Source organism: Pseudomonas sp. AC112, assembly GCF_979253545.1.
Map to the genome: position 1 here is coordinate 505,049 of NZ_CEEDCM010000001.1, position 14,891 is coordinate 519,939.

Sequence of the window (14,891 nt, forward strand, 5' to 3'; positions counted from 1 at the left end):
GTCTCCCCGGCCGGCTCAGGCCACCGGCCGGAGCCGCTCAAAAAAGCCGGTTGAGGCCGTCGTAGGCCGCTACCCGATAGGCTTCTGCCATGGTCGGGTAGTTGAACGTGGTGTTGACGAAATACTTCAGGGTATTGAGCTCACCCGGCTGGTTCATGATCGCCTGGCCGATGTGCACGATCTCCGACGCCTGGTAGCCGAAGCAATGCACGCCGAGGACTTCCAGGGTTTCACGGTGGAACAGGATCTTCAGCATGCCTTGCGGCTCACCGGCGATCTGCGCACGCGCCATGCTCTTGAAGAACGCCTTGCCCACTTCGTAAGGCACCTTGGCCTTGGTCAGTTCGTGCTCGTTCTTACCGATCGAGCTGATCTCGGGAATGGTGTAGATCCCGGTCGGCACGTCGTTCACGTAGCGCCAGCTGCCATTGTCGACGATGCTGCCAGCGGCTGAACGGCCCTGGTCATGGGCGGCACTGGCCAGGCTCGGCCAGCCGATCACGTCACCGGCACCGTAGATGTTGGTCACGCAGGTGCGGTAGTTCTCGTCCACCTCGATCTGGCCACGGCTGTTGACCTTGACCCCGATGTTTTCCATGCCCAGCTTGTCGGTGTTGCCGGTACGACCGTTGCACCACAGCAAGGCGTCGGCCTTGATCTTCTTGCCGGACTTGAGGTGCAGGATCACCCCGTTGTCCAGGCCCTCGACGCGCTCGTACTCTTCGTTGTGGCGAACGGTGATGTTGTTGTTGCTGAAGTGGTAGCTCAACGCCTGGGAGATTTCCGAGTCGAGGAAGCTCAGCAACTGGTCGCGGTTGTCCACCAGCTCGACCAGTACACCCAGGCCGCTGAAGATCGAGGCGTATTCACAGCCGATCACACCGGCGCCGTAGATGATCAGTTTGCGCGGGGTATGGCCCAGGCTCAGGATGGTGTCGCTATCGTAGATACGCGGGTGGTGGAAATCGATATCCGCCGGGCGATACGGGCGCGAACCGGTGGCGATGATGATGTGCTTGGCCACCAGCTTCTCGACCACGCCATTGGGGCAGACCACTTCGATGGTTTGCTCGTCGGCGAAGCTGCCGGTGCCGAAGAACAGGTCGACGCGGTTACGGGCGTAGTAGCCGGTGCGCGAGGCGACTTGTTTGGAGATGACTTTCTCGGCGCTTTTGAGCACGTCCGGGAACGAGAACCAGCGCGGCTCACCAATGGCCCGGAACATCGGGTTGGTGTTGAACTGCATGATCTGGCGCACCGAGTGACGCAAGGCCTTGGACGGGATGGTGCCCAGGTGGGTGCAGTTACCGCCGACCTGGCGACGGCTATCGACCATCGCCACCTTGCGCCCTGCTTTCGCGGCGTTCATCGCCGCACCTTCTCCAGCCGGGCCGGAACCCAGTACCACCACGTCGTAGTTGTAGACAGCCATGCGTACTCCTCAGAACAGGCCAGGCGTACGGTTGGACGCCGGGCTAAATCATGCCGCGGCCAGCGGTCATGAAGGACAATTTGGCTCAAGTGTGTGAACCGGGGCACAGTCTATATAAGGCTCAACGCCGCGAACATTAACCCTTGGTCGCGTCGTAGGCCAGTCTTGCCTTTACTACACCATCAGGAAATTGCAATTACACTGCCAGCAAGCCCCTTTGCAGGACTGGCCATTATGCGGCATGTCGCTTTCTGTTTATTGCTGATGCTGTCGATCACGGTGCACGCCAATGAGGCGGATCGTCTGAAACAAGCCGATTTCCCGGCGCAGTCACAGCAACTGACCCTGAAAAACCAGGCGGTGCTCACCTACCTCTGGGCGGATGTCTACGCGGCCGCGCTGTATGCCCCTTCCGACCTGAGCGCCAAGCAGGCCTGGGCGCAACAAAAAGCGTTGCGCCTGACGCTGTACTACTTCCGCGACATCGACCGCAATGATGTGATCAAAGCCGCCACTGCCACGCTGCAGCGCCAGCAGGCCAGCGCCCGACTGAAGCCCGAGATAGACAAACTGCACGCCAGCTTTCGCGATATCCGCAGCGGCGATCGGTATGCCCTGGATTTTCATCCGGGACGTGGTTTGAACCTGGAGATCAACGGGCAGGTGGTGTTCAGCAGTCGTGACGATGAGCTAGCGAGGGCTTACCTAGGCATTTGGCTGGCGCCCAATGGGTTGTCGGATAGTTTGCGTGACAAATTGCTCAGGTAGCCTGTTAGACCGCAATCGCCGGCAAGCCGGCTCCTACAATGAAATGCGCCCCTGTAGGAGCCGGCTTGCCGGCGATGAGGCCCGCCCAAACACCCAAAAACCCCCAGGCATGAAAAAGCCCCAAACCAGTCGGGGCTTTTTCACTTACCGCTAATGCTTAGCGCGGAAACGCAGGCGGGTTGACCCCGGCCATGTCTTCCATCACGCGAACCACCTGGCAGCTGTAGCCGAACTCGTTGTCGTACCACACGTACAGGACAACGCGGTTGTCCTGGGTAATGGTCGCTTCCGCGTCCACCACACCGGCGTGGCGCGAGCCAACGAAGTCGGTGGAGACCACTTCCTGCGAGTTGACGAAGTCGATTTGCTTGTGCAGATCGGAGTGCAGCGCCATGTAGCGCAGGTACTCGTTCATCTCTTCGCGGGTGGCGGCTTTCTCAAGGTTCAGGTTGAGGATGGCCATCGACACGTTTGGCGTCGGAACACGGATCGCGTTACCGGTCAGCTTGCCGGCCAACTCAGGCAGGGCCTTGGCAGCGGCGGTGGCAGCACCGGTCTCGGTGATCACCATGTTCAACGCGGCGCTACGACCACGGCGATCGCCCTTGTGGAAGTTGTCGATCAGGTTCTGGTCGTTGGTGTACGAGTGAACGGTCTCGACGTGGCCGTTGACGATACCGAACTTGTCATTCACTGCCTTCAGCACCGGCACGATGGCGTTGGTGGTGCAGGAAGCGGCGGACACGATCTTGTCGTCGGCGGTGATTTCAGCGTGGTTGATGCCGTGAACGATGTTCTTCAGCTTGCCCTTGCCAGGCGCGGTGAGGACAACGCGATCAACACCCGGGCAGGCCAAATGCTGGCCCAGGCCGTCGGCGTCACGCCATACGCCAGTGTTGTCCACCAGCAGGGCGTCCTTGATGCCGTATTGGGTGTAATCCACCTCGGACGGGTTCTTCGCGTAGATCACCTGGATCAGGTTACCGTTGGCGGTGATGGTGTTGTTTTCTTCGTCGATGACGATGGTGCCGTTGAACGGACCGTGTACCGAATCGCGGCGCAGCAGGCTGGCGCGCTTGGTGAGGTCGTTCTCGGCGCCTTTGCGCACCACGATGGCACGCAGGCGCAGGCCGTCGCCGCCACCGGTTTTTTCGATCAGGATGCGTGCCAGCAGGCGGCCGATACGACCGAAGCCGTACAGCACCACGTCGGTGCCTTTGCGGGCAGCGGCGTTTTGCTGGCCAACCACATCGGCCATTTCTTCACGCACGAACTGCTCGGCGGTACGGCCGGCGCCTTCCTTGCGGAATTTGTAGGCCAGTTTGCCCAGGTCTACCGACGCCGCGCCGAGCTTGAGCTCGCTCATGGCCTTGAGCAGTGGGAATGTTTCGTGGACGGAGAGTTCGCTGTCGTCGGCGGAACGGTGACGCGCAAAGCGGTGGGCTTTGAGAATCGCGATGACAGACTGGTTGATCAGGCTGCGGCCATAGATCGAGCTCACCACATTGTTATTGCGGTACAGCTGACCGATAAGCGGAATCATCGCTTCAGCGAGTGCTTCACGGTCGATCCATTCACCAAGACACTGGTCGGGCTTCTGAGTCACGGGAACCTTCCACATGTAGGGGCAGAAAAAAGGGGCTACATTATGCCGCCCGACCGTCCCCGGAGCAATGCGCCCCGGACAACAAAAACCACTTGCGGAAAATTGACACCCCGCTACAGCCCAGTAAATACGCGGGTTCCAGAAGGCCATCAATGGCGCGCGCGGGACGACTTGTCCGTAACCCTCCGAAAAACGCGTACATTTTGGCACTACATAATGAGTCAAAACCCGCCATTGTTTGTCTTAGCCACTACATTTCCTACAAACCGTAATAGGCTCAGTCAGAAACTGACAGGCGGCACCTTGGGCCGTTACAATTACCGACTTTGTCGCAACGCTTGGAGCTCAACCTTCCGTGCCCGTTCTGCGTCTACCGCTTCTCCCTGCCGCGGCAGGTAAACAGCACTGGGGCAACCTGCCCGGTGCCGCCCTGAGCCTGGCCATTGCCGAGGCTGCCAGCGCAGCCAAGCGCTTTACCCTGCTGCTCACCGCCGACAGCCAAAGCGCCGAACGGTTGGAGCAGGAGCTGAGCTTCTTCGCCCCCGATTTGCCGGTGCTGCATTTCCCCGACTGGGAAACCCTGCCCTACGACCTGTTCTCGCCGCACCAGGACATCATCTCCCAGCGCATCGCCAGCCTGTACCGCTTGCCGGAACTGGCCCACGGCGTGCTGGTGGTGCCGATCACCACGGCCTTGCATCGCCTGGCGCCGACCAAGTTCCTGCTGGGCAGCAGCCTGGTGCTGGATATCGGCCAGAAGCTCGACGTAGAGCAAATGCGCACACGCCTGGAAGCGAGCGGCTACCGCTGCGTCGACACGGTGTACGAGCACGGCGAGTTCGCGGTGCGCGGTGCGCTGATCGACCTGTTCCCGATGGGCAGCAAGTTGCCCTACCGCATCGACCTGTTCGATGACGAAATCGAGACCCTGCGTACCTTCGATCCAGAAAACCAACGCTCCATCGATAAAGTCGACTCGGTCAAGCTGCTGCCCGCACGGGAATTCCCGCTGCAAAAAGACGCGGTCACCCGCTTCAAGGCGCGCTTCCGAGAACGCTTCGACGTGGACTTCCGCCGCTGCCCGATCTTCCAGGACCTGAGCAGCGGGATTACACCGGCCGGTATCGAGTACTACCTGCCGCTGTTCTTCGACGAAACCTCCACCCTGTTTGATTACCTGCCCCAGGACACCCAAGTGTTCTCACTGCCAGGTATCGAGCAAGCGGCGGAAAACTTCTGGAACGACGTGCGTAACCGTTATGAAGAACGCCGCGTCGACCCATCCCGTCCTTTATTGCCGCCCGCCGAACTGTTCCTGCCGGTGGAAGACTGCTTCGCACGCCTGAAAAACTGGCCGCGCGTGGTCGCCAGCCAGCAGGATGTCGACACCGGTGTCGGTCGCGAACGCTTCCCCGCGGGCACGTTGCCCGACCTCGCGATCCAGGCCAAAGCCACGCAACCGCTGGAAGCGCTGTCCAACTTCCTCGGCGACTTCCCAGGCCGCGTGCTGTTTACCGCCGAGTCTGCCGGCCGCCGCGAAGTACTGCTGGAACTGCTCGAACGCCTGAAGCTGCGACCGAAAACCGTCGACAGCTGGCCGGATTTCGTCAAGAGCAAAGAGCGCCTGGCAATCACCATCGCGCCGCTCGATGAAGGCCTGTTGCTGGATGATCCGGCCCTGGCGCTGATCGCCGAGAGCCCGCTGTTCGGCCAGCGCGTGATGCAACGTCGCCGCCGCGAAAAACGCGCCGACGCCAACAACGATGCTGTGATCAAGAACCTCACCGAGCTGCGTGAAGGCGCGCCGGTGGTGCACATCGATCACGGCGTCGGGCGCTACTTGGGCCTGCAGACCCTGGAGATCGACAACCAGGCCGCCGAATTCCTCACCATGGAATACGCCGAGGGCGCCAAGCTCTACGTGCCGGTGGCCAGCCTGCACCTGATCGCGCGCTACACCGGCAGCGACGACGCCCTGGCGCCGTTGCACCGCCTGGGTTCCGAGACCTGGCAGAAAGCCAAGCGCAAAGCCGCCGAGCAGGTGCGCGACGTCGCCGCCGAATTGCTCGACATCTATGCACGTCGCGCCGCCCGTGAGGGTTACGCCTTCGCCGACCCGAAAGCCGACTACGCCACCTTCAGCGCCGGCTTCGCCTTCGAAGAAACCCCGGACCAGCAAACCACCATCGAAGCCGTACGCGCCGACATGCTCGCGCCCAAGCCGATGGACCGCCTGGTGTGCGGCGACGTCGGCTTCGGCAAGACCGAAGTGGCGATGCGCGCCGCCTTTATTGCGGTGCACGGCGGCAAGCAAGTCGCGATCCTGGTGCCTACCACCCTGCTCGCCCAGCAGCACTACAACAGCTTCCGCGACCGCTTTGCCGACTGGCCGGTGACCGTGGAAGTGATGAGCCGCTTCAAGTCCGCCAAGGAAGTGAATGCCGCTATCGCCGACTTGGCCGAAGGCAAGATCGATATCGTCATCGGCACGCACAAGCTGCTGTCGGACGATGTGAAGATCAAGAACCTGGGCCTGGTGATCATCGACGAAGAACACCGCTTTGGTGTGCGTCAGAAAGAACAACTCAAAGCCCTGCGCAGCGAAGTCGACATCCTCACCCTCACCGCCACGCCGATTCCGCGCACGCTGAACATGGCGGTGTCGGGCATGCGCGACCTGTCGATCATCGCCACGCCGCCGGCACGTCGTTTGTCGGTGCGCACGTTTGTGATGGAGCAGAACAAAAGCACGGTCAAGGAAGCTCTGCTGCGCGAATTGCTGCGCGGCGGCCAGGTGTATTACCTGCACAACGACGTGAAGACCATCGAGAAATGCGCCGCCGACCTCGCCGAACTGGTGCCGGAGGCGCGTATCGCCATCGGCCACGGGCAGATGCGCGAGCGCGAACTCGAACAGGTGATGAGCGACTTCTACCACAAGCGCTTCAACGTGCTGATCGCCTCGACCATTATCGAGACCGGCATCGACGTGCCGAGCGCCAACACCATCATCATCGAGCGCGCCGACAAGTTCGGCCTGGCGCAGCTGCACCAGTTGCGCGGCCGGGTCGGGCGCAGTCACCACCAAGCGTATGCCTACCTGCTGACGCCGCCGCGCCAGCAGATCACCTCCGACGCAGAAAAGCGCCTGGAAGCCATCGCCAACACCCAGGACCTGGGCGCCGGCTTTGTGCTCGCCACCAACGACCTGGAAATCCGTGGTGCCGGCGAGCTGCTGGGCGACGGCCAGAGCGGGCAGATCCAGGCGGTGGGTTTCACGCTGTATATGGAGATGCTTGAGCGCGCGGTGAAAGCCATCCGCAAAGGCGAGCAGCCGAACCTCGATCAACCGCTGGGCGGCGGTCCGGAGATCAACCTGCGCTTGCCGGCGTTGATTCCTGAAGACTACCTGCCGGATGTGCATGCGCGGCTGATCCTGTACAAGCGCATCGCCTCGGCCACCGACGAAGAGGGCCTCAAGGACCTGCAGGTGGAGATGATCGACCGCTTCGGCCTGCTGCCGGAACCGACCAAGAACCTGGTGCGCCTGACCCTGCTCAAATTGCAGGCCGAGCAGTTGGGCATCAAGAAGGTCGACGCCGGGCCGCAAGGTGGGCGCATCGAGTTCGAAGCGCAGACACCGGTGGACCCATTGGTGCTGATCAAGCTGATCCAGGGCCAGCCCAACCGCTACAAGTTCGAAGGGGCTACGCTGTTCAAGTTCATGGTGCCGATGGAACGTGCCGAAGAACGCTTTAATACATTGGAGGCGTTGTTCGAGCGCCTCATCCCGAAATCTGCTTGAAGGACGCCCCAATGCGCCTGTTCCGCATGTTGAGCCTGTTGTTGGTGGTCGTGGCACCTGCGGCGTTCGCCGACAGCCCGTACCAGGTGGAAATGATCCTGGTGCGCCAGAATGCGGAGCCGGTGATCAACAGCCGCCCCGCGCCGGAAAACTGGGATGCCGGCGCCGTGCGCCTGGGCGATAAGTTGAGCCCACCGCGCCTGAGCAATATTGTCGACAAGCTGCGAGCCGACTCCAGCTACACCGTGCTGGCGCACAAGGCCTGGGAGCAGAACCTCGGCGAGCAACCGGTCAAAGTCGCCATCACCGACGGCCAGGAGCAGTTCGGTCAGTTTCCCATCGAGGGCGTGTTGAGCCTGCAACTGGGGCGCTTTACCGACATCGATGCAAACTTCTGGATCAACCAGTTCGACGCCAATGGCAGCGTGATCGCCAGCGAGCACTTGAGCCAGACCGATGTGCGCACCAAGAACAACCAGCTCAACTACCTGGACGGCGGCCACCTGGCGCTGCTGATCAAGATCACCTCGCTGACCGCCAAGCCCCCCAGCGCACCACCGCCCGACATTCAGGACTGATCCAACGCCATGCCCCTGACGTCGTCGCTGACCAAACCCCTGGCCCCTTCGTGGGCCAATCGCTTCAAAGAGCAAAGCCTGGAGCGCGGGCGACGTTATGCCCTGGAGAACCGCGTGCGCATCGTCGAGTCCGGCGACAGCACCATCGTCGCCAGTTGCGAAGGCTCGGGCGGTAACGTCTACCGACAGACCATCTCGCTGCGCGAGTCGGCCAAGGGCACGCTGATCCTGGTGGACAGCCGCTGTACCTGCCCGGTGCACACCAACTGCAAACACATCGCGGCGGTGCTGCTCAAGGTCCAGGAAACCCTGGCTTACCCAGCCGCCGCACAGGATGCCGAGCTGCTGGAAAAACTCCAGGCCGTACTGGAAAACCGCGTGGCGTTGCCGCAGGTGGTCATGGAGGATGTGGTGCCCGTGCCACGCCTGTGGCTCGCCAGTGTCGAGTTCAGTGCATTTGAGCCGCGCAACGGCAAGATGCAGCGCTACATCCAGCACCGCGCGGCGTTATCGTTCAACTACCTGGGCAACTATGTCAGCGGGCAGAAAAACGCCGACATCATTGTGCGCCAAGACACCCAAAGCCTGCGCATCAAGCGCCATCCGGAGCTTGAGCAGCCGTACCGTGAACAACTGCGCCTGCTGGGTTTCAAGATCGCCACGCGCCAGAGCAAGGCGCTGCCGGAAAGCGCCGGCGAGCTGTTCGAGATGGTCAATGACAGCGCCTGGCTGAACTTCACCCTCAACGCCTCACCGACCTTGCGCGCCGAGGGCTGGGAGCTGCAGATCGACGAGGATTTCGGCTTCGACTTGAGCGCCGTCGACGACTGGTACGCCACCGTCGATGAAGGCCCCGAGCGCGATTGGTTCGACCTGGAGCTGGGCATTATCGTCAACGGTGAACGGCTGAGCCTATTGCCGATCCTGCTGAACCTGATGCGCTCCCACACTGAGATCCTCAACCCGGAAAAACTCGCACGTCGGCGCGATGATGAACTGATCCTGGTGAACATCCCTGGCCTGCCGAACGGCGGCCATGGTCCGCTGCAAGTCGCCCTGCCCTACGGCCGCCTGAAACCGGTGCTGGCCACCCTCGGCGAGTTCTACCTGCAGGACGCCGGCACCACCACGCTGCGCCTGGCCAAGGCCGATGCAATTCGGTTGAACCCCCTCGAAGACCTGCCGCTGCAATGGGAAGGTGGCGAGAAGATCCGCAACTTTGCCCAGCGCCTGCGGGATATCAAGGACTTCACCTGCGTGGCGCCCGAGGGGCTGAACGCAACGTTGCGTCCGTATCAGCTGGAAGGCTTGAGCTGGATGCAGTCACTGCGCCAGCTGGAGGTTGGCGGGATACTTGCGGATGACATGGGCCTGGGCAAAACCCTGCAAACCCTGGCGCATATTCTTACGGAAAAAGCCGCCGGACGCCTGGACCGCCCATGCATGGTGGTGATGCCCACCAGCTTGATTCCCAACTGGCTGGATGAAGCGGCGCACTTCACCCCGCAACTCAAGGTGTTGGCCCTGTATGGCGCAGCACGTAAGAAACATTTCGCGAGCCTGCAGGACTATGACCTGCTGCTGACCACCTACGCGCTGCTGCCCAAGGACATCGAACAGCTCGCGGCCCTGCCCCTGCATGTGCTGATCCTCGATGAGGCCCAATACATCAAGAACCCGTCCAGCAAGGCGGCCCAGGCAGCACGTGAACTGAATGCCCGGCAGCGTTTGTGCCTGAGCGGCACGCCGCTGGAAAACCACTTGGGCGAGCTGTGGTCGTTGTTTCATTTCCTGCTGCCGGGCTGGCTGGGCGACGTGAAAAGCTTCAACCGCGATTACCGCGTGCCCATCGAAAAGCGCGCCAGTGACGTGCGTTTGCAGCACCTCAACGGTCGGATAAAACCCTTCCTGCTGCGCCGTACCAAGGAACAGGTCGCCACGGAATTGCCGCCCAAGACCGAGATCATCCACTGGGTCGACCTCAATGAAGCCCAGCGCGACGTGTACGAAACCATGCGCTTGGCCATGGACAAGAAGGTACGCGACGAGATCACCCGCAAGGGCGTGGCACGCAGCCAGATCATCATTCTTGAGGCGCTGCTGAAGCTGCGCCAGGTGTGCTGTGACCTGCGCCTGGTCAACGACGCCACCCTGCCCGCCCGGGGCAGCAGCTCGGGCAAGCTCGACAGCCTGATGGAAATGCTTGAAGAGCTGTTTGAGGAAGGACGGCGGATCCTGTTGTTTTCGCAGTTCACCTCGATGTTGAGCCTGATCGAAGTCGAGCTTGAAAAACGCGGCGTTGCCTACGCGTTGCTGACCGGCCAGACCCGCGATCGGCGCACGCCGGTAAAGGACTTCCAGAGCGGCAAGCTGCAGATTTTTCTGATCAGCCTGAAGGCCGGGGGCGTAGGCCTGAATCTGACTGAAGCCGACACGGTGATCCACTATGACCCGTGGTGGAACCCGGCCACGGAAAACCAGGCCACCGACCGTGCGTATCGCATCGGGCAAGAGAAGCCGGTGTTCGTCTACAAGATGATTGCCCGAGGCACGGTGGAGGAGAAAATCCAGCACCTGCAGAAGGAGAAATCCGACCTGGCAGCAGGTGTGCTGGATGGGCGTACCACCGGAGACTGGCAGTTGGGCAATGAGGATATCGAGGCGTTGTTTGCGCCGTTGCCGAATAAGCAAGAAAAGCGCTGACTTCCAGACCGCTTTCGCGAGCAAGCCCGCTCCCACATTTGACTGCATTCCAAAGTTGGAACTCGGTCGAATGCGGGAGCGGGCTTGCTCGCGAAGGCCGCGCCGCGGTGTTCAGCCAATCAGTTGAGCATCCCGCAACGCTGTCAGCGCCGCCAGCCAACGCGGATCCTGCTTGTAGTCCGTCGAGGCAACTGCCTGTCCACGCATCCGCGCAATGCGCGCCGACGGTGTGACCTTCATACGCTGTGCCGCACTCAACGCTAACTCAGCCGCCGCACGATCGTTGCACACCAGCCCCATATCGCAACCGGCCGTCAGCGCCGCTTCAATCCGGCTGGCCGCATCACCGACCACATGTGCACCCGCCATGGACAGGTCATCACTGAAAATCACCCCATCGAACTGCAACTCACCGCGCAGGATGTCCTGCAACCAGCGGCGCGAGAAGCCGGCAGGCTGGGCGTCGACTTGCGGGTAGATGACGTGGGCGGGCATCACGGCGGCCAGTTGCTGGCTCAAGCGTGCGAAAGGCACCAGGTCGTTGGCACGAATCTCTTCCAGGCTGCGTTCGTCATTGGGAATCGCGACGTGGGAATCGGCCTCGGCCCAACCATGGCCCGGGAAGTGTTTACCGGTGGCGGCCATGCCGGCGCTGTTCATGCCACGGATGAATGCGCCCGCCAGCACGGCAGCACGCTCGGGGTCGCCTTCGAAGGCGCGGGTGCCGACTACGGCGCTGCGTTGATAGTCCAGATCGAGTACCGGGGCGAAGCTCAGGTCCAGGCCCACGGCCAGCACTTCAGTGGCCATGATCCAGCCGCACTGCTCGGCCAGGCATTCCGCGTTGGGGTTATCCGCCAGCGCACGCATCGCCGGCAGGCGCACAAAGCCCTGGCGCAGGCGCTGCACGCGACCACCCTCCTGGTCGACGGCCAACAGCAGGTCCGGGCGCACGGCACGAATTGCCGCGCTCAACTCCCGCACTTGGCGCGGATGCTCGATATTGCGCGCGAAAATGATCAGGCCACCCACTTCAGGCTGGCGCAGCAGGTGGCGATCCTCGGCCGTCAGCCAAGTACCGGCAACGTCGACCATCAAAGAGCCTTGCAGGGCAGCAGTCATAAACCTTCCTTATAGAACGCACACAACCCGTTGCCCTCACCAGGCACAGTGAGCACAACGGGTTGTGAGTAAATAGCTGAATTCGGCATGGCCGCTAGCTTAGCGGATGCAAGCGGCGGCGCACACCCGGGTCGGTCAAACCTTGGCGGGGGCTGGCGCGGATTTGCTGCGCGGGCGCAATTGGGCGGCAGCCATGGCCGGGTCGGTCACGCCGGTCTCGGCACGCATGCCAGCAGCCAGGAACGGCACCATCAGGCGCATGACCTGCTCAATGGAGGTGTTTACGCCGAAATCGGTTTCGGCAATGGCCCGCAACGCCTTGATCCCGGACATGCTGAACGCGGCGGCACCGAGCATGAAGTGCACACGCCAGAACAGTTCAATAGGCGGAATACGCGGGGCGGCCTCGTTGACCAGCAACATGTAGCGACGAAATACCTTGCCGTACATGTCTTCCAGGTAACGCCGCAGGTGACCCTGGCTCTGGCTGAACGCCAGGCCCAGCAGGCGCATGAAGATCGACAGGTCATTGCCGCTGCGGGGCTGAACCACCAAGGCTTGTTCGACGAGGATTTCCAGCAGGTCTTCCAGGGTCGGCTTGTGGTCGGCCTTGGCCTGGCGACGCTCGAGCTCACGGTCGAGGCTGGCGCAGAACGGCCCCAGGAAGCGCGAGAACACCGCCTGGATCAGGGCTTTCTTCGAGCCGAAATGGTAGTTCACGGCAGCCAGGTTGACCCCAGCCTTGCTGGTGATCAGCCGCAATGAAGTTTCAGCAAATCCTTTTTCCGCGAACAACTGCTCGGCAGCATCGAGAATGCGTTCAACGGTTTCCGACTGGGCCATGGCTACTCCGCCTGACAAACACTTGTTTGAAACATACGTTTCAGGTTGTGTCTTGTCAAGCCTGCGGGTCCGCTTTCCGGCTGGGCAGTCATGTATTTCATCGCTATTTAATCACATCCCCAGTGGTCTGTAGGCAGCGCTATCTCTACGTTGTAGGCAGCGCGTCCGATGACCGTCCAGCGGAGTCGTGGAAAAGGAGGATTGCCAAGCGCAGTTCACTGTATATAATCCCAGTCACTGTATAAAAAGACAGAGCGATCAACATGCTAAAACTGACGCCACGCCAAGCTGAGATTCTGGCTTTTATCAAGCGCTGCCTCGATGACAACGGCTACCCGCCGACGCGAGCGGAAATTGCGCTGGAACTGGGGTTCAAGTCCCCCAACGCCGCCGAGGAACACCTCAAGGCCCTCGCTCGCAAAGGCGCGATCGAGATGACCCCCGGTGCTTCTCGCGGTATTCGCATCCCTGGCTTCGAAGCCAAGGCCGACGAATCGACCCTGCCGATCATCGGCCGTGTCGCTGCCGGTGCGCCGATCCTGGCGCAGCAGCATGTCGAGGAGTCCTGCAACATCAACCCCACCTTCTTCCATCCTCGCGCCGACTACCTGTTGCGGGTCCATGGCATGAGCATGAAGGACGTGGGCATCTTCGATGGCGACCTGCTGGCCGTCCACACTACCCGCGAAGCCCGTAATGGCCAGATCGTCGTTGCCCGTATCGGCGACGAAGTCACCGTCAAACGCTTCAAGCGCGAAGGCAGCAAGGTCTGGCTCCTGGCCGAGAACCCTGAGTTCGCCCCGATTGAAGTGAACCTGAAAGATCAGGACCTGGTGATCGAAGGCTTGAGCGTCGGCGTCATTCGCCGCTAAAGGAGGCATCATGCAGCTCGTGCACACCCCACAACACACACAACTGTCGCTGTTCGAGGCCTTCATGGCCCAACCCCTTGCGCCCATCCTCAAGGAAACGATCGAAGCGCCCTGGAGCGCCGAGCCTGAGGCGTTCAGTGAATTGTCGTTGCGCGGTGCAGCTGGGAGCTGCCTGAGCCTGCTGGCGCCGATCCTTCGTGAATTGAGCGAAGAGCAGGACGCCCGCTGGCTGACGCTGATCGCCCCACCCGCCAGCCTGACCCAGGCCTGGCTGCGGGACGCCGGCCTCAACCGCGAGCGTATCCTGCTACTGCAACCTCGCGGCGCGCAAAGTGCCCAGCAGTTGACCTGCGAAGCCCTGCGCCTGGGCCGTAGCCATACCGTAGTGAGCTGGTTGAATCCACTGAGTGTCAGCGCCAAGCAGCAACTGATCAGCGCCGCCCGTACGGGTGATGCGCAGAGTTTGAATATTCGATTGGGCTGAGGTCTGATCGACCGAAGTCCCGTGACATGCGGGCTTCTGTGGTCGGGCTTCTGTGGTGAGCGGGCTTGCCCCGCGCTGGGCTGCGAAGCGGCCCCAAAACCAAGCACCGTGGAATACCTGATGTACTGCGTCAATCTGTTTAGGGCTGCTGCGCAGCCCAGCGCGGGGCAAGCCCGCTCACCACAACAAGCCCACTCACCACAATAATCTCACTGACCACAAAAAGCCCACTCACCACAAGCAAGCTAGCTCACTCCAGAAGCCTGCCTAACACCACAGAATCCCTACCCACAGGGCTCAGTGAAGAACCCGCGGCCCTTCGTCTTTCTCCGGCTCGCCTTCCGCCAGGCGACCGGCCATTTGCACACCCACGCTCAACATGGCTTTAGCCACTTCCACGTGTTGGCCTTGCAGGAACTGCTTGGCGTCTTCGGAAAAATCCAAGATAACCAGAGAACCCTCGTCCTCAGCCCGGCGCAGCTCGATTCGGCCGTCAGGCAACTCAACAATTTCCAGAAAGGACGTCGGCATAAAAGTCTGTTCTCCACGAAAGGCCGGGATTATATCAGTCATCCACCCAGCCTCGCAGAGGATCTGAACAGGTTTGTTGACAGCTTGATGAATGGTCGCCGGCTTCGATTGCTACAACGCGTTGCGCCTCACACTCCGAGCAAGCCG

11 protein-coding genes are annotated in these 14,891 nt (G+C 61.4%); 6 read left to right on the plus strand and 5 right to left on the minus strand.

Annotated features, from left to right (window positions below; genetic code table 11):
• Positions 1 to 37: 37 nt before the first annotated feature.
• Complete coding sequence (sthA, locus tag AC0IYN_RS02480; protein WP_010212052.1) at positions 38 to 1,432, minus strand: Si-specific NAD(P)(+) transhydrogenase; 1,395 nt, start codon at positions 1,430 to 1,432, stop codon at positions 38 to 40.
• Between the two features lie 234 nt (positions 1,433 to 1,666).
• Between sthA and AC0IYN_RS02485 the strand changes: the two genes are divergently transcribed.
• Complete coding sequence (locus AC0IYN_RS02485) at positions 1,667 to 2,200, plus strand: chalcone isomerase family protein (RefSeq protein WP_471840441.1); 534 nt, start codon at positions 1,667 to 1,669, stop codon at positions 2,198 to 2,200.
• 157 nt (positions 2,201 to 2,357) lie between these two features.
• Here AC0IYN_RS02485 and AC0IYN_RS02490 read toward each other — a convergent pair whose 3' ends face one another.
• Positions 2,358 to 3,821: a glyceraldehyde-3-phosphate dehydrogenase gene (locus tag AC0IYN_RS02490; protein ID WP_457238381.1), complete on the minus strand. Its 1,464-nt coding sequence runs from the start codon at positions 3,819 to 3,821 to the stop codon at positions 2,358 to 2,360.
• Positions 3,822 to 4,161: 340 nt separating this feature from the next.
• Between AC0IYN_RS02490 and mfd the strand changes: the two genes are divergently transcribed.
• Genes mfd through AC0IYN_RS02505 form a run of 3 tightly spaced genes read left to right on the plus strand, consistent with a single transcriptional unit; the run spans position 4,162 to position 10,892 of the window.
• The gene (gene mfd, locus AC0IYN_RS02495; RefSeq protein WP_078047433.1) at positions 4,162 to 7,611 is read left to right on the plus strand and encodes a transcription-repair coupling factor; all 3,450 of its coding nucleotides are present in this window, start codon (positions 4,162 to 4,164) and stop codon (positions 7,609 to 7,611) included.
• Positions 7,612 to 7,622: 11 nt separating this feature from the next.
• Positions 7,623 to 8,189: a CsiV family protein gene (locus AC0IYN_RS02500; RefSeq protein WP_406599115.1), complete on the plus strand. Its 567-nt coding sequence runs from the start codon at positions 7,623 to 7,625 to the stop codon at positions 8,187 to 8,189.
• Positions 8,190 to 8,198: 9 nt separating this feature from the next.
• Complete coding sequence (locus AC0IYN_RS02505; RefSeq protein WP_457238383.1) at positions 8,199 to 10,892, plus strand: DEAD/DEAH box helicase; 2,694 nt, start codon at positions 8,199 to 8,201, stop codon at positions 10,890 to 10,892.
• Positions 10,893 to 11,003: 111 nt separating this feature from the next.
• Here the strand turns inward: AC0IYN_RS02505 and nagZ are convergent, their stop codons facing one another.
• Together nagZ and AC0IYN_RS02515 are read right to left on the minus strand one after the other, a co-directional pair.
• Positions 11,004 to 12,002 carry a beta-N-acetylhexosaminidase gene (gene nagZ, locus AC0IYN_RS02510; RefSeq protein ID WP_406599124.1) on the minus strand — a complete coding sequence of 333 codons (999 nt, stop codon included), beginning with the start codon at positions 12,000 to 12,002 and terminating at the stop codon, positions 11,004 to 11,006.
• Between the two features lie 147 nt (positions 12,003 to 12,149).
• The gene (locus tag AC0IYN_RS02515; protein WP_025856990.1) at positions 12,150 to 12,857 is read right to left on the minus strand and encodes a TetR/AcrR family transcriptional regulator; all 708 of its coding nucleotides are present in this window, start codon (positions 12,855 to 12,857) and stop codon (positions 12,150 to 12,152) included.
• 263 nt (positions 12,858 to 13,120) lie between these two features.
• On the opposite strand from AC0IYN_RS02515, the gene lexA reads away from it, so the two are divergent.
• Both lexA and sulA read left to right on the plus strand, forming a co-directional pair.
• Positions 13,121 to 13,729, plus strand: coding sequence for a transcriptional repressor LexA (gene lexA, locus AC0IYN_RS02520; RefSeq protein WP_003172575.1), 609 nt, complete (start codon positions 13,121 to 13,123; stop codon positions 13,727 to 13,729).
• 10 nt (positions 13,730 to 13,739) lie between these two features.
• The gene (gene sulA, locus AC0IYN_RS02525) at positions 13,740 to 14,213 is read left to right on the plus strand and encodes an SOS-induced cell division inhibitor SulA (protein ID WP_248487011.1); all 474 of its coding nucleotides are present in this window, start codon (positions 13,740 to 13,742) and stop codon (positions 14,211 to 14,213) included.
• A 297-nt stretch (positions 14,214 to 14,510) separates the two neighbouring features.
• Here sulA and AC0IYN_RS02530 read toward each other — a convergent pair whose 3' ends face one another.
• The gene (locus tag AC0IYN_RS02530; RefSeq protein WP_016975264.1) at positions 14,511 to 14,744 is read right to left on the minus strand and encodes a hypothetical protein; all 234 of its coding nucleotides are present in this window, start codon (positions 14,742 to 14,744) and stop codon (positions 14,511 to 14,513) included.
• Positions 14,745 to 14,891: the final 147 nt, after the last annotated feature.

Bases quoted from the DNA above. Each gene is read 5' to 3' on its own strand.
- AC0IYN_RS02490 (WP_457238381.1), bottom strand. From the start codon at position 3,821: ATGTGGAAGGTTCCCGTGACTCAGAAGCCCGACCAGTGTCTTGGTGAA.
- sthA (WP_010212052.1), bottom strand. From the start codon at position 1,432: ATGGCTGTCTACAACTACGACGTGGTGGTACTGGGTTCCGGCCCGGCT.
- AC0IYN_RS02530 (WP_016975264.1), bottom strand. From the start codon at position 14,744: ATGCCGACGTCCTTTCTGGAAATTGTTGAGTTGCCTGACGGCCGAATC.
- lexA (WP_003172575.1), top strand. From the start codon at position 13,121: ATGCTAAAACTGACGCCACGCCAAGCTGAGATTCTGGCTTTTATCAAG.
- AC0IYN_RS02485 (WP_471840441.1), top strand. From the start codon at position 1,667: ATGCGGCATGTCGCTTTCTGTTTATTGCTGATGCTGTCGATCACGGTG.
- AC0IYN_RS02515 (WP_025856990.1), bottom strand. From the start codon at position 12,857: ATGGCCCAGTCGGAAACCGTTGAACGCATTCTCGATGCTGCCGAGCAG.
- sulA (WP_248487011.1), top strand. From the start codon at position 13,740: ATGCAGCTCGTGCACACCCCACAACACACACAACTGTCGCTGTTCGAG.
- AC0IYN_RS02505 (WP_457238383.1), top strand. From the start codon at position 8,199: ATGCCCCTGACGTCGTCGCTGACCAAACCCCTGGCCCCTTCGTGGGCC.
- AC0IYN_RS02500 (WP_406599115.1), top strand. From the start codon at position 7,623: ATGCGCCTGTTCCGCATGTTGAGCCTGTTGTTGGTGGTCGTGGCACCT.